Annotated in this window: 9 protein-coding genes and 2 pseudogenes; 7 read left to right on the top strand and 4 right to left on the bottom strand. The window is 65.1% G+C overall.

The genetic code is table 11. The features are described from left to right. Positions 1-20: 20 nt before the first annotated feature. From ACIBKX_RS33390 to ACIBKX_RS33375, 4 genes are all read left to right on the top strand, one after another. On the top strand, positions 21-1,169 hold the full coding sequence (locus ACIBKX_RS33390) for a histidine kinase (RefSeq protein ID WP_363275877.1): 1,149 nt from the start codon (positions 21-23) through the stop codon (positions 1,167-1,169). A 212-nt stretch (positions 1,170-1,381) separates the two neighbouring features. Further along, positions 1,382-3,349, top strand: a complete 1,968-nt coding sequence (locus tag ACIBKX_RS33385) for a hypothetical protein (RefSeq protein WP_363275876.1) — start codon at positions 1,382-1,384, stop codon at positions 3,347-3,349. Between the two features lie 404 nt (positions 3,350-3,753). Further along, positions 3,754-4,830, top strand: coding sequence for a glycerophosphodiester phosphodiesterase family protein (locus tag ACIBKX_RS33380; RefSeq protein WP_363275875.1), 1,077 nt, complete (start codon positions 3,754-3,756; stop codon positions 4,828-4,830). Positions 4,831-5,218: 388 nt separating this feature from the next. Next, the gene (locus ACIBKX_RS33375) at positions 5,219-5,641 is read left to right on the top strand and encodes a DUF3592 domain-containing protein (protein ID WP_363275874.1); all 423 of its coding nucleotides are present in this window, start codon (positions 5,219-5,221) and stop codon (positions 5,639-5,641) included. A 143-nt stretch (positions 5,642-5,784) separates the two neighbouring features. On the opposite strand, the gene ACIBKX_RS33370 is transcribed toward ACIBKX_RS33375, so the two are convergent. Both ACIBKX_RS33370 and ACIBKX_RS33365 read right to left on the bottom strand, forming a co-directional pair. After that, positions 5,785-6,855 carry a ParB/RepB/Spo0J family partition protein gene (locus ACIBKX_RS33370; protein WP_363275873.1) on the bottom strand — a complete coding sequence of 357 codons (1,071 nt, stop codon included), beginning with the start codon at positions 6,853-6,855 and terminating at the stop codon, positions 5,785-5,787. Then, positions 6,852-8,129 carry a ParA family protein gene (locus tag ACIBKX_RS33365; protein WP_363275872.1) on the bottom strand — a complete coding sequence of 426 codons (1,278 nt, stop codon included), beginning with the start codon at positions 8,127-8,129 and terminating at the stop codon, positions 6,852-6,854. Before ACIBKX_RS33365 ends, ACIBKX_RS33370 begins: the two co-directional genes overlap by 4 nt. A 613-nt stretch (positions 8,130-8,742) precedes the next feature. On the opposite strand from ACIBKX_RS33365, the pseudogene ACIBKX_RS33360 reads away from it, so the two are divergent. After that, a pseudogene (locus ACIBKX_RS33360) lies at positions 8,743-9,551 on the top strand (IS5 family transposase). Between the two features lie 4 nt (positions 9,552-9,555). Here ACIBKX_RS33360 and ACIBKX_RS33355 read toward each other — a convergent pair. Then, complete coding sequence (locus ACIBKX_RS33355; RefSeq protein ID WP_363275920.1) at positions 9,556-10,320, bottom strand: GNAT family N-acetyltransferase; 765 nt, start codon at positions 10,318-10,320, stop codon at positions 9,556-9,558. Between the two features lie 756 nt (positions 10,321-11,076). On the opposite strand from ACIBKX_RS33355, the pseudogene ACIBKX_RS33350 reads away from it, so the two are divergent. Further along, positions 11,077-11,885, top strand: a pseudogene (locus ACIBKX_RS33350) (IS5 family transposase). Positions 11,886-11,890: 5 nt separating this feature from the next. On the opposite strand, the gene ACIBKX_RS33345 reads toward ACIBKX_RS33350, so the two are convergent. Beyond that, a complete protein-coding gene (locus ACIBKX_RS33345; protein ID WP_363275869.1) occupies positions 11,891-12,295 on the bottom strand; it encodes a DUF6896 domain-containing protein in 405 nt (134 codons plus the stop codon). A 153-nt stretch (positions 12,296-12,448) separates the two neighbouring features. Here ACIBKX_RS33345 and ACIBKX_RS33340 point away from each other — a divergent pair, with 153 nt between their 5' ends. Beyond that, positions 12,449-12,589, top strand: a complete 141-nt coding sequence (locus tag ACIBKX_RS33340) for a hypothetical protein (RefSeq protein ID WP_363275868.1) — start codon at positions 12,449-12,451, stop codon at positions 12,587-12,589. The last annotated feature ends 761 nt before the right edge of the window (positions 12,590-13,350 follow it).

The following is a 13,350-nucleotide window of genomic DNA, read 5'->3' as shown; positions in this document are numbered from 1 at the left end:
TAGACTGCGCACTCCTAGCCATGGCCGCCGCCGAGGCACTGACCGTGCAGCACCTGGCCGGCCCGCTGACCCTGGCGTGCTACATCATCGCGGTGCTCGCCCTGCTGCTGCGCAGGCGCCACCCGGTGCTCACCTTCGCCGCGACCCTCCCCGCGGCCGCCACCGGACTCCTCTGGCTCGCCCCCATGATCGCCCTGAGCTCGGTGGGGGCCTTCGTCGCCCGTCGGTCCACCGTCCTCGCCTGCACACTGCTGGGCTTCGGCATCGCCGTCATCCCCTGGACCGAGTACGAGACGAGCACGCCGACCCCCTGGACGGCGACCGAATGGGCCATGGTTTTCCTGGGGCCCGCCCTGTTCGTCGCGGGACCGAGCGCACTGGGCGTCATGATCCGTCTCCACGGCGAACTGACCGGCCGGGTTACCGAGTTGAGCGCGCTGCGCGAGCGCGAACGCGTGCTGCTCGCCGAGCGCGCGGTCTCGGCCGAGCGCGCCCGTCTCGCCCGTGAACTGCACGACGTCGTCTCGCATCAAGTCGGCCTGATCACCATCCACGCGGGCGTCCTGGAGAAGACCGGCAGCCACCGCAGCGACCAGGCCATCGGGGCGGACATCCGCCGCCTCGGCTCACGGACACTGGACGAGCTGCGCGACGTCCTCGACGTACTGCGCAGCTCCGGTCCCGGCGCCTCCTCCGGCCCGGCCACCCGGCTCATGGATCTCCCGGCCCTGATCGCGGCCAGCGGGCTGAAGGTGGACTGCCAGTTCGACATCGGGCAGATGGCGGGCCACGCGTGGTCCGCGGCCACCGAGCACGCCGCCTACCGCGCGGTGCAGGAGGCCCTGACCAACGCCCGCAAGCACGCTCCTGGAAGCCCCGCGACGGTCCGTGTCACCTCCGCCGCACCCGACGACGGTCCGCGCAACTTGGTCGTCGAGATCCACAACAGCGCTCCCGCCGAAAGCTCCCACCAGTCAGCTGGCCCCGCGACGCTCCCGGGCAGCGGCACCGGCCTGCCCGGACTACGGGACCGCGCCCACCTCCTGGGCGGTCACGTGCACGCGGCACCCACCGCGGACGGCGGCTTCCTCGTACGACTCGTGCTGCCGGGCCTCGCCCCGACCTCGACGCTGGCCACGGAGCCGACCGCGGAGCCGACCGCCCCTTGAACGGGCCGGGGGCGCGTCTCTCCTGGGTGGCCGACGACCGGCAGAGGGGAACGCAGGCCGCCGAGACCTATAAGCAGTCGAACATCACTGGGCTGGGCCGCCCTATTTCTAGAAGGGCCCTATTCCTGGAGGAGCCATGAAGGCCGCCGGGTTTTCCCGGCTCAGCCAGTAGGGACTTCAGCGGGAAAGCGAAATCCGAGAGAGGCGCCGAAATGACAAAGGATCTTTTAGCACTGAAGTTCGCCGGAAGCAGAGGAGGGGGAGCCCCGTGGAAGGAGAACTCGGAGCACCCCAACTATCCAGGTGGCGCCTATCACCACATTACGCCGTCCTCCTATTTGAGTTACATGTGGGACTCAATGATCGGAAACCAGTTCTCGTCAGCAACAGACACCGGAAAGGTCTCGGACCCAGTAAGGGCCGTACTGGAACACCTGAAAGACAAATTGGACGTAATACGGTCGCGCTGGTTTGATGCCCCTCCGATCATCAAGGCTACCGGATGGAGCGACCCTCGAGAGCTCTTGGAAAAGATGCTCGCCGAGGAAGTCTACTGGGACGCCAGCGTTTCCACGTCACACCGGCCGGACTATCTCACCAATCTATTGAACATATACTTATGGCTTCCCTCGAATCTCCACAACGGGCCGTCCGAGAAGATTCGCTTCTACGACCCGGGTGATGAGATCGATTTCTTTGCAGAGACGGTCGTCGGGTCGAAGCACTACGCAACGTACCGGAATCTGTACGAACACATATACAAGCTGAAGAAGGCGAAAACTCCGACGCCCATGGGGGCAGCCGAGATAGACGAGGCCTTCAAAATATTCCTGGAGGCATGCACCAACGCCGACGAGCGGGAGTGGTGGTACTGGGAATACCTGAGTTCCAATTGGGTCGAAGTGCCATCTCAGTATTACTACTGGGCCCCCTTCCTGAAGACGAAGAAGCTGTTTGCCGGATCCGGGTCACCAAAGTGGCTCAAGAACGAAGGAAGCGATATCCGGCATGGCCTCAAGACCCCGGACCCGAAGCATCAGGCCGACGAGCCCGGCCAGACCGGCACACCTCCCCCGGAGAACGAAGGAGGCAGCACCACGCATCGAAAAGATATGGGTGTCCCCTTGGAGGTTCCTTCCAGCGTCACCCTCAATAGCGACGTCACGATAACCCTTGACTCGTGGTACGACAGCCCCAGCGGCAAGCACAGCGTCGGCAGCGTAGAGAACATCAACATTTCCGCACTCCTTGCCTACATCAGTGAAAAATGGGGACAGGATTCATCGGTCATTCCAGCCGAGCTCCGGGATGTCCAGCTCGACAAACTAACTCTCGATGTATTGACCCACACCGATGAGGCTTGGGCCGTTTGGGAATTTTCCGCTTGCTTCAGCTACGTTCTTCGAGGAGTGCATTCCACCTTTCTCCTGGATCTGGCTTGCGACTCTTCCGGAGACTTTTCGGTTCTCGCCGAACTAGGCTTCCTCGCAGAAACCGACAAGGGACAGACCGTCGTCTGGTTCGACGGAGAGCTTCAGGTGCTCCCCGGAGACGGCTGGGCAGTCTCTGGCTCATGGGATTCATTGGGCGCGACGCTCAATGTCGTGGAACTGGCCAACACCTTGGGGATCGACATCGACGCCCCTCCGAAAGATCTCGAACCCCTGATTCCTGCCCTCGAGTCGGCATCCTTCACATACCGCTCCGCCACCGCATCGGCCCCCGAGCTGCTCGCAGTAACTGTTCAGCTGGAACACATAGAAGCCGTCGTGATCAGGGTAAAGCCCGAGACAGGCGATGCCTCGTGGTGTGTGCACGGAGCAGTTCGTGTGGAAACCGGCCTGTCGAGCCTGCCGTTGGTCGGCGGCGGAGTGTCCCCCGAGGAGGACCTGGACCTTGAATACATTGGTCTCGCCTGGGTGAAAGCTGGCCTGACCAGAGACAATGTCAGCCTGATCAACGCGCAAATTTCTGACATCCACCCCGACCTGCCCATGGTTCCCAACCCGCCCAATGGTGCTGACGCCTACCCCAGCTCGGAGGTCATGCTCACAGCCGGCCTGAACGTCGGCGGTCAGGGGCGTACCGTCCTCGCGCTCGAACTGGCCAGTTCCCGCACGGACTCCGCGAAGCACGAAGGGGTGGAAGGCCCGGACCGGATCCTGTCCAGGCAGCCTTGACGGTCCTCCGCCGCCGGGCCCCGATCTGCCGGCTCAGCCGTTGGCGCTGACGGCATACATGTGGCGAGCACGCGGTCTGGCGAGCACGCAGTAAAGAGCACTAACCCTCTATGCGGGTCTTTAGCACCATTCGCCTGCTTTCAGAGCTTGGTCTGGAATGCACACCCATGCTTGGATTTCAGAACTCCGTGCCCGTGCCGCCAGCACAGTATGGGACGGATCCATGAGCGAAAGCACCACTCCTTGGTCGGTCTTCGGCGGGTGCTAGATCAGCCGCCCCCGCGTCAAGGACTGGCGGCCGTCGGTACAGCGCCTTCCCACCGAGACCGGACACCGGCAACTCCTGGCGGAGACCGGCCCTCCCTCCACCCCCTTTCCTCGATCGCGATTGGTGAAGCCCCACAATGAAACTGCGTAGCAGATTCCCGCTGCCATCGATGTTGACTGCGGCACTCGCGGTGGCGTTGTGCTGGACCGGGTTAGGCAGCTGGTTAACCACGGCTTCTGCCCCACACCCAACCTTCACCGAGAGACCCTCCCCAGGGGACGAGGCGACGTTCACTCTGGATGAGAGCGCGGGTTCACGGCGGATTACGGGGGGTGCGGCCGAGGGGTTCACCGCACGTCTGTCCGGCGGCGCAGAACTGGGAGTGGCGGGCCAGACCAGCCGCCTCCGCTACCAGAGCAGCCGACAAGAACACCTCACTGGAACCATCGACAGCATCCTTGTCCCCGGACGACATTCCACTGTCGACTGCTCTGCTACTCACACCATCGGGCATCGCGGCGCACCCGAGATCGCCCCGGAGAACACGATCGACGGAATGAAGGCGGCAGACGACCACGGCGCGGAATGGGTGGAGATGGATGTGCAGTTCACCAAGGACGGCCGGCCGGTCATCATGCACGACGACACCGTCGACCGGATGACCGACGGGACAGGGCGGGTCGACGAACTCACCGCCAAGGAAATCGCCGGGCTGACGGTGAAGGGCGGCGGACGGGTGCCTACTCTGAAACAGGTCCTCTCTTCCTTACAGAGCAGGTCTGTCCGGCTCCTCCTGGAGATCAAGGGCCCACAGCCGCCCGCAGCCGTGAAGCGAGTGCTCAGGCTCGTGGCCAAAGCGGACATGACACAGCGCACCATGCTTCAGTCCTTCGACAAGGACGTACTGCGCGACGCGGCGAAGTCGGCCCGCAAGACGGAGATCGCGCTGCTGCGCACCAAGCTCGACCCCGACCCGGTGGCCACCGCTCGCAAGTTCTCCCTGAGCACGTACTCGGTGAAGTTCCGGGCGCTCTCAGCCCGGCCGACGGTGGTGAAGCAGCTCAAAGCAGCGGGCATCAAGGTGTTCGTCTGGACCGTCGACCGCGCAGCCGACTGGCCGACCGCGACGTCCTGGGGCGTCGACGGCATCATCACCAACCGCCCGGTCCAGTTCCTGAAGTGGAAGAAGGCACACTGCACACCGGCCTCCTGACTTCTTGAGCCCCTCGCTGCATGGGCGGGTGGCGCGGAGTCACACGGGCCCTGATCGGTAGCTTCACTGTCATACCCGCGGCGGCCAAGACCCAGGACGACACATCGCGTTGGCAAAGGCCGCGCTGACCGCAAGGTCCGCAAGGTCCGCAAGGTCCGCAACAGCGCGTACGTTCGTCCTGACTGGTCGTTGCGTGACAGCTGATCTGGTCATTTACGCTGGTCAGAATGGAGCAGCCCCGGTGGGCTGCTGCACACTGAAGCACGGTTGAACGCTTCCAGGGGAAACCGGAGGAAGCGACAGAGACAGCGGGGACATGGACGGAATACCAGAGGCAAGCGCTGCCGACGGCCAGCCTCAGCATGCGACCGCAAGGCGTGTACGGCCTATGGGTGTACTGATCCTGCTAGGCCTCGCACTGCTGTCGGGGGCTCTGTCCATGCTGGTCTTGCTTCCAGCGGCCCAGCATCTGCGCTCCTTCCAGGACGGCGAACAGACGCCCGCGACGCTACACACGGAAGGCTCCTGCATGCTGGGCCGGTGCCAGGTTGAGTTCAAGACTGGCGGGCGGACGGTGGTCGCGGACCTACCGGCGGGCAGCACTGGTGGACGGCAATCTGCCGGAAGCCAGATGACCGTCCGGTACCACGCGGACGATCCGCAGACGGCCGTTCGTGAAGAGGACCTCCGAGGCGGCGGACCGGTCATTCTGGCCGTGCTGTCGGGGGGAACGGCCCTGCTCTTCGCGCTGATGTCGGTCGTGGGAATGATCCATGTGCTGCGGCAGAGGCAGACAGTTCCGAGCACCTGACATCCCGCACCCACACCCGCCGTATCGCGGCACTTCGCCAGCCGGTCAAAGCGATCGACGCGCGAAGCAGCGGACCCCGAACCAGATCAGCCAACAGGCTCCGCTGGCAGGCTGAGTACGAGGACCGCCGCTCTTCACGTGTTTCAGGCCCGGTTGTTGAGCAGCTTGATGAGCTGTTCCAGCTTCTCGGCAGGCATGTGTTCCTCAAGGATCCGCAGCACTGCTTCGGGCCTGCCAAAGGGCATGGACTGGATGCCGACGAGCTCCGGCAACGGTTCGCGCTGCTTCTGCGCGGGCGCCTCCTTCGTCTCCGTGGCCGTCCGCTCCTGCCGGGCGGACGGCTCGTTCTCTGCCGATGGGCTCGCCTTGGGGGTGGGGTGCCGTGTGGCCTCAGGTTCGGGCTGCCCCTCCTCCGTCATGCCGTGCTCTATTACGCCGTAATAGGAGCCGGAGTCGGAACGCGGCCCACCCCGTTCACGCCGACGGGACGACTCTGCAGCCGCCTTCTTCTCCTTGAGTTCTTGCAGAGCCCCCTGCTGCTGCTCGGCGGGCTTGTTGCCCACAGCCCGGAGCAGGTCGACATTCTCAGTGCCGTTTTCCAGGCTCCGCTGCAATTCGGGGGTCAAGCCCAACAGCGCCAGACGCTGCGAGACCCAGCCCTGCGACCTGTGCAGTCGCTTGGCGAGCTTGGTCTGGGTCTTATGGATTTCCAGCAGCCGCTGCAGGGCCCGCGCTTCGTCCATCGGCTCCAGGTCCTGGCGGTGGACGTTGGCGACCAGGGCCGATTCCAGGAGCTCGTCTTCGGAGCTGCCCTGGGTGTCGTCGACCATCACCTTTAGCTCGGCGACGCCGGCTTCGCGGGCGGCCCAGAGGCGGCTACTGCCGTCGACGACCACGTGCGTGGTGCCGTCCTCGAGTTCGCCCTCGCGGGCCGGGTTCGCCTTGACGTAGGCATCCCGGTTCATGACCGTGACGGCCTGCTTCTGGCCGTGGTCCTTAAGGCTGTTGCCCAGGTCCGTCAGGTCCCCGAAGGTCGTGCGCGGGTTGTCGGGGTTGGGGCTGATGAGATCGACGGAGAGCCTGGTGGGGTCGGGCACGCCCTCGGTGGGTACGCCGCCGGTTGCCGCGGCCACGGCCGCCCGACGGGCACTGACTCCGCCACGGGCCTTGCCGAAAGACGCGCCGGTTCCCAATTGGTCTGCAACGCGGCTCACGGAAGCTCCCTTGCCAGTGCGCGCATCGTGATCGCCTGCTCGCCACGCGGGGCGAACGACAGCAGCGGCTGCTTCATGCGTACTGCCTTGCGCTGGTCTCCCAGGTCACCGATGACCGCGACAACTCGTGGATCCTTTATGGCGATCCAGGCATCGAGCGAGGAGGTGGCGATGTAGCCGCGGCGCGGGTCGTAGAGGTTGACGACGATGCCCAGGTAGTCGAGGTCGATGCCCATGTCTTCGCGGAGGTCCTCGATCTGCTCGATGAGGAGGTCGTAGGCGTCGGCGCTGCTGTCCTCGGCCTGCACGATGATGAGCGGGCCGGAGACGCCGGTGTCTTCCTCCTCGCGGCGTCGGCCGTAGTAGATCGCGGCGTCCATGCTGAGGCCGAGGCTGGGCGGGCAGTCGACGATGATCTCGTCGTACTCCCCCTCGAGCGGTGCCAGGGCTCGCTCCAGGGCTGCTTCACGGAATCGCACCTTGGACAGCGCGACGTCCAGCAGGAAGGCGTCTTTGCAACCAGGCAGCAGGTCCAGGCGGTTGCCGTAGCGGTCATCGTTGATGGTGACGACGAGGTCGTGGATGTCGCCCTTGGCCTCGCCGGCCATGTGCTTGCTGAGGCTGTCCGAGTCCGGGCTCATCGGAATGTCTTCCTGCCCGAGCTGCTTGGTCAGGTGACGCTGCGGGTCGAAGTCGACCATCAGGATGCGGCGTCCCAGTCCGGGCAACTCCTCAATCTTGAGCGCCGACTTCGCCGAGCCTCGCGTCGACTCCTCATCGAGGGCGGCAGCTTCCTGCGCAGCGATCTGGTCGGCCAGGTGCCGCGAGATCCGGACCGGGTGCAGCGAGTCGGGATCCTCGGCGAGTGCTGCGCCAAGGCCTGACGTCACGGCTGTCTTGCCGACCCCGCCCTTCTGGTTGCAGACGATGCGGCGCTTGGGGTGCTTGCGACGCTGGACGGCGGGGGGCGGGTTGCTCTCCAGCCACAGGGTCACCGACTGGGCAAGTCCCTGGATCAAGGAGACCTTTCGCTCCTTGGCCACCTGAGTGAAGGAGGCCCACTGCCCCGGGGGAAGCCAGGTGGAGAATGAGTCAGCGCCGGAGGTGTCCACGGGCGCGGGCGCAGCGGCGAGTTGCACCCAGGCAGCGATGCCCTGCTCCACCGCGTCCTGCAGGTCGATCCGGTGCTGAGCAGCTCGGATCTTCAGATCGTGTCGGAGTTGGCTGGGGAGTTTGGATACGACCTTCTCGCGGTCGCTGGCTGACGAGCTCATGAAGGACACCATACTAACGCCAGCCACTCACAAGCGACTTCGACACGTTAGTTTTTACAGCATCAGCTATTACGCCGTAATAGCTGACCTCCGAGGTGCCGTCCGGACTGTCGGACCGTCACCAGTCGTGCTCGGCTCAGTATTACGCCGTAATGGTCTGCAGCCCCTCCCCCATCCACCGCTGCGCCGTGGAGAGCTATTACGCCGTAATAGTGTCGCCCCCGACGTCGTCACCCACCAGCACCGACACCTCTGGCTGTTCACTTGCACCATCGAGAGTTGAGGAGAGGGCTCCGACCGAGCCGGTGAGGAACGCCGCGCCGGCGCGGCGGAGTCGCCTCCGATCGAGTCCCTCTCGGCCTTCAGGACCGAACATCTCGTTTCCCAGAGCTCATGCTGAGGTCAAGGAGCAGCCGCCCGTCGGCGGTTGCTGCGCTTAGGATCGATCTGACAGCAGAATCGAACAAGTAGAACAACTGCAGTGCACAGAGGCCTCAGTCGTCCAAGCCCTACGTCGCGGCCGATGGATCGTGAGGCCCCCGGCGTCAGCGATTGCACGGTCAACCCGGCTTCCGCGTAAGCCCTCTTGGACCGGTACGGCTCGGCGGAGCGGTTGTTGCCGAAGGGCGCCAGGGCGGGGTGGCCGCCCGTCTGGCCGCGGGGGCAGTTGATCGACGGCATACGGTTCCGGGTGCGGACCGGTGTGCCATGGCGGGACGTGCCCGTCGAGTACGGACCGTGGAGCCGGGTCTACGACTTGTTCCGCCGGTGGCTGCGCAACGGCGCCTGGCAGCGGATCCTCACTCAGCTTCAGTCCCTGGCCGACGCGAGAGGTGCGATCGTCTGGGACTTGAGCGTTTGACTCCACGGTCTGCCGCACCCGCCAGCATGCGGCCGAGCCCGTAGACGAGGCGACCGCAGAAGGAACCGCTGGGCGGTGTGTTCACCGAGCCTGGAGATCACGGACTGGGAAGGTCGCTCGGCGGGTTCACCACCAAGTTGCGCCTGGCAGTCGAGCAAGGCCAGAAGCCCATGTCGATCGTGATCACGGCAGGGCAGCGCGGCGATTCGCCGCAGTTCGAGCCCGTACTGAAGAGGGTAAGTGTGCCCCGCCTCGGGCCGGGCCGGCCGCGTGTCCGCCCCACCCGGGTCCGCGCTGACAAGGCGTACGCCTCCCGCAGGAACCCTGCCTATCTGTGCCGTCGCGGCATCCGCTGCACCATTCCAAACAAGGCCGACCAGGTGCTCAACCGCAAGAAGCGCGGCTCCCGTGGTGGCCGGCAGCCTGGGTTCAACGCCGAGGACTACAAGGCTCGGCATGGCGTCGAGTGCGGCATCAACCGCCTTCAAAGGAACCGGGCCGTGGCCACGAGATACGACAAGCGTGCAGGCCGCTACGGACGGACGTCCGTGGAGTCTTGACGGTTCAGGCGTTGACGGCGTGTTCGACGAACTGGCCGCAGGCGTGGAACCCCAGGCGGCGGTAGACGGGCTCTCCGTCGGCCGACGCCTGCAGGACCGCGATGCGGTGGTCCCGCTCGCGGGCTGTGGTGAGGGCTGCGAGCGTGATGGCTCCGCCGTAGCCGCGTCGGCGGTGGGCGGCCAGGGTGGAGATGTTGTAGATGCCGGCGACTCCCGCGTGGTGGAACACCTCGGCAGAGCAGACCGGCCGGTTCTCCACGTAGCCCACCAGGTACCGGGCCGGGCAGGTCGCGGCCAGCGCCTGCGAAACGGCCCGGGCGAAGAAGTCGCGGACGGTTTCGGCGGGTGGATGCCAGTTCGCTGCGAGGACCGTGGCGTAGTCGGCGAGCTGTTCGGGCGTGGTCACCGTCCGGATGTCCAGGCCCTGGACAGAGGCAAGCGGCAGGGGGTCGTCCAGCTCGGCCCACATCGCCGTCGCACGTTCGGACAACGGCAGACCGGCCGCCGTCAGGCGGGCAGTGAGGTCTGCCGGTGTCGAGGCAGGGCCCACCCACCAGGAGAAACCGCGGCCGGTGCCGACCAGCGTCCGGACGGTCTCGGCGATGCGGACCGCGGCGTCGGCGTCGGTGAAGCGGGCCGCGGCGATGATGTTGAACGTGTCGTCGTCCAGGCCGCTGTCCGCGACCAGGAGGTCGCCGGTCTCTGCGACGGACGCACCGGGCATATTGCGGTGCAGATGGCAGGCGTGCTCCGCCAGGTTCCGTTCCATCCTGTCCGTCACATCGGCTTCCTCAAGGGAATGATCATTCATAGCGGTTGATCCCAGCACGACCGAGCGAAGACCGCATGTCATTTTGGGTAGTGCCACGCCGACGACCAGAACTTTCGTTACACGCCCTAGCTTCTGCGGCGCCTCCTGCACCAGTCCACCGACGCTCTACTGGCTGGTCCAGGTCGGGTGTGGGCTTCTCAATGGAGCCGCCGCTTGCGCGCCGCCACTACGAGCGCAAGACCGACCACTTCCCAGCCTTCGTCGTCATCGCCAGCACCTTCATCTGTTACCGCCGCTGCACCAACTGAGACGGCGTCTCAGCAGCGGACCTCGATGACAGGGTCGTACTGGGTGGAACCCCACATCATCCAGCTCACCCGCCACAGCCCGGGGCCATCACCGGACAGTGCAGCGGCACGACGCCTGAGACTGGGGAACATGGACGGGGGGAGGCTATTACGCCGTAATAGTCCGCGACACAATCTGCGACGCTCTCCAAGCCTGTCGCGTGTCGGCGCACCCCGAAGGCCTATTACGCCGTAATAGCCTCCCCCTCGCGTCCACCACCCATCCACTGTCTCGTCGTGGACGGACGAGTGTGGCAAGTCACTGCGATGCCGGGGACGATCCGTCGACCACCGAGTCCTGGGTGAGGGTGGGGAACTCGAGGTCGCATCCGGCTAACTGATCGTTTCAGAATGAGTTGAGCGGCGGGTCTTGTGCTCGACGATCTTGGTCGGCAGAGTGTCCGGGGTGCGCGCTGATCTTGTTCCTGATGACCTGTGGGAGCGGGTGGCCCCGCTGCTGCCGCCCGCTCCCGAGCGGCGCCGCCGCTATCCCGGGCGGCTGCGTGTTCCTGACCGAGCGGCACTCGTCGGCATCATGTACGTGCTGCTGACGGGTGTCGCGTGGCGTGATGTTCCCGCGGAGACGGTGGGCTGCTCCGGGGTGACGGCCTGGCGTCGGCTGCGGGACTGGACCGAGGCGGGCGTGTGGCCGCGCCTGCATGCCGCCCTGTTGTCCGCGTTGCGCCGAGCCGGCCTGCTTGACCTGGACGACTGCTCCGTGGACGGGTCGCACGTCCGGGCGCTCAAGGGGGGGATCACGTCGGCCCCTCGCCCGTCGACCGGGCCCGTCCCGGCTCCAAGCATCACCTGACAGTCGACCGTCACGGAACCCCGCTCGCCGTCACGCTCACCGGCGGCAACCGGCACGACGTCACCCAGCTCCTGCCGCTACTCGACGCCGTCCCGTCGATCCGGGGACTGCGGGGACGCCCCCGCCGCAAGCCCCGGCGTCTGTATGCCGACCGGGGCTACGACTTTGACAAGTACCGCCCCCTGCAGTGGAAGCTCGGCGTCAAGCCGTTGATCGCGCGGCGCGGCGTCGCCCACGGTTCCGGGCTGGGCAGGGTGCGCTAAGGGGTCGAGCGCACCTTCGCCTGGCTGCACCCGTTCAAACGGCTCCGCACCCGTTACGAGCGACGCGCCGATCTCCACCAAGGCTTGCTCGAACTGGCCTGCAGCCTCATATGCCTGCGCCGCCTGCGAACCTCATCCTGAAGCGATCAGTCGGCTACACGGAACCACCCCGGCCGCACCTCAATCAGAAGCGGTTGCAGCGACCGCACTGCGGCCCGCAGGTCCTGATCCGTGACCTCAAGAGACTCCGGCAGGCTCAGCCCGTACCGGCGCAGCCGCCAGAGGTCGAAAACTTCGCTCCCGTCGGCTGCGAAGTCCACATCGACCTCAGCACCGTTGTCGCTGACGAAGCGGCAGCCTGCCCCATGAACCGTGTAGGAGTAGGTGCCGGCGTGCCCACTCCGGCTGATGATCCGGCGCGAACGGACCAGGCCGAGGACATCTGCCAGTCGCTCAAGCGAGGGGATCGCCGCCCTCATGGCCTTGTCAATCGTGTTCAGAGCGTGGACGTAACCAAGCACGAGGTCCCGTGCAGTCCCAACCCGTTCCATACGGCGTCATCCCCCTGAGCCCGTGGCTGAAGGGATTGTTTCATGGGCCGCCAGCGTCTCGGCAGGACAGCATTCTGAAACGATCAGTAAGGCGATCCCTCACTTCCCTGACGTTGCCGGAGCACCCAGGCCACACGGCGGCCAATGTGCGACGTGGAGATCGGCGGCATCAGGATCGCGTGTGTGATCGCAGTCGAGGAGGAGCTGCCCAATGCACGGGGCCAGCCGGCTTCGGCGACGGTACCGATCATCCGGACCAGCCAGTTGGAAGGGGTGCTGACGGAGCGGCTGTAGGGGAAGCTTGAGGATTCGACAGACCGTTGTAGCGGCGTAACGCTGCAGCCGTTGGCTTGCGTGGGCCGGAGTATGTGGCCGCTTGAGCTCGGGGCCCAGTCCTGGAAGGGCCAACGGAGCTTGTCGTAGACGGTCCTGAGGTCGGAAGCGACCACTACTCCTGAACAGTGCGCCTGCTTAGGATCGATCTGAGAGAAGAATCGAACTAGTCGAACACCCGGCTGTTCCTCGCGGAATAGCACGCCCCGTGTGTAACACCCTTACTGTGCCAACTCTTTGGGAAAGCCATGGGACTACGGAGCAGGGCTGGACAAGAGCTCTACTCGTGCGCCGCCCCGGCGCACGAGCGAACGGCTCTGGGTGAAGAAGCGAGACAGAGAGGTGTGGCCGTGCGCAGCTCGTGTAGGCCTTTGCCCCCTCATCCCAAGACTGTGGGCGGGAAGCGCGTAGGGGAGGGCGCCTGAGAGGGGACGATTCGGGCTAGCCAGGGGGAATCGGAGCACACTTAGGAAGGTCCTTGCAGGTCAGCGACTTGTGAGTGCAACGATAAATATCGTGATGTATGCGTTGACAGATAGATTCACTCATCTTGCGTTTCATGTAGCTTCAGCTCTACCGATAATTGTTACAACTACTAGACCAAGCTAGGTAGCTTTAGCTGCAACGACCTCGACACTGATGCATGTAACTATCACTGCAACGCTGCAACGATCTATAGATCCAGCTATAGATCCATTGATAGAACCTTCCAGCAGACGAGC

This window comes from Streptomyces sp. NPDC050658 (assembly GCF_044457025.1).
GTDB lineage: Bacteria > Actinomycetota > Actinomycetes > Streptomycetales > Streptomycetaceae > Streptomyces.
The sequence above is the reverse complement of the archived record's forward strand: the minus strand, read 5'-3'. Positions and strand labels throughout refer to the sequence as shown.

Coding starts and splice junctions, on each gene's coding strand:
- ACIBKX_RS33390 (WP_363275877.1), top strand. CDS start 21: ATGGCCGCCGCCGAGGCACTGACCGTGCAGCACCTGGCCGGCCCGCTG.
- ACIBKX_RS33385 (WP_363275876.1), top strand. CDS start 1,382: ATGACAAAGGATCTTTTAGCACTGAAGTTCGCCGGAAGCAGAGGAGGG.
- ACIBKX_RS33380 (WP_363275875.1), top strand. CDS start 3,754: ATGAAACTGCGTAGCAGATTCCCGCTGCCATCGATGTTGACTGCGGCA.
- ACIBKX_RS33375 (WP_363275874.1), top strand. CDS start 5,219: ATGGGTGTACTGATCCTGCTAGGCCTCGCACTGCTGTCGGGGGCTCTG.
- ACIBKX_RS33365 (WP_363275872.1), bottom strand. CDS start 8,129: ATGAGCTCGTCAGCCAGCGACCGCGAGAAGGTCGTATCCAAACTCCCC.
- ACIBKX_RS33355 (WP_363275920.1), bottom strand. CDS start 10,320: ATGGAACGGAACCTGGCGGAGCACGCCTGCCATCTGCACCGCAATATG.
- ACIBKX_RS33345 (WP_363275869.1), bottom strand. CDS start 12,295: ATGGAACGGGTTGGGACTGCACGGGACCTCGTGCTTGGTTACGTCCAC.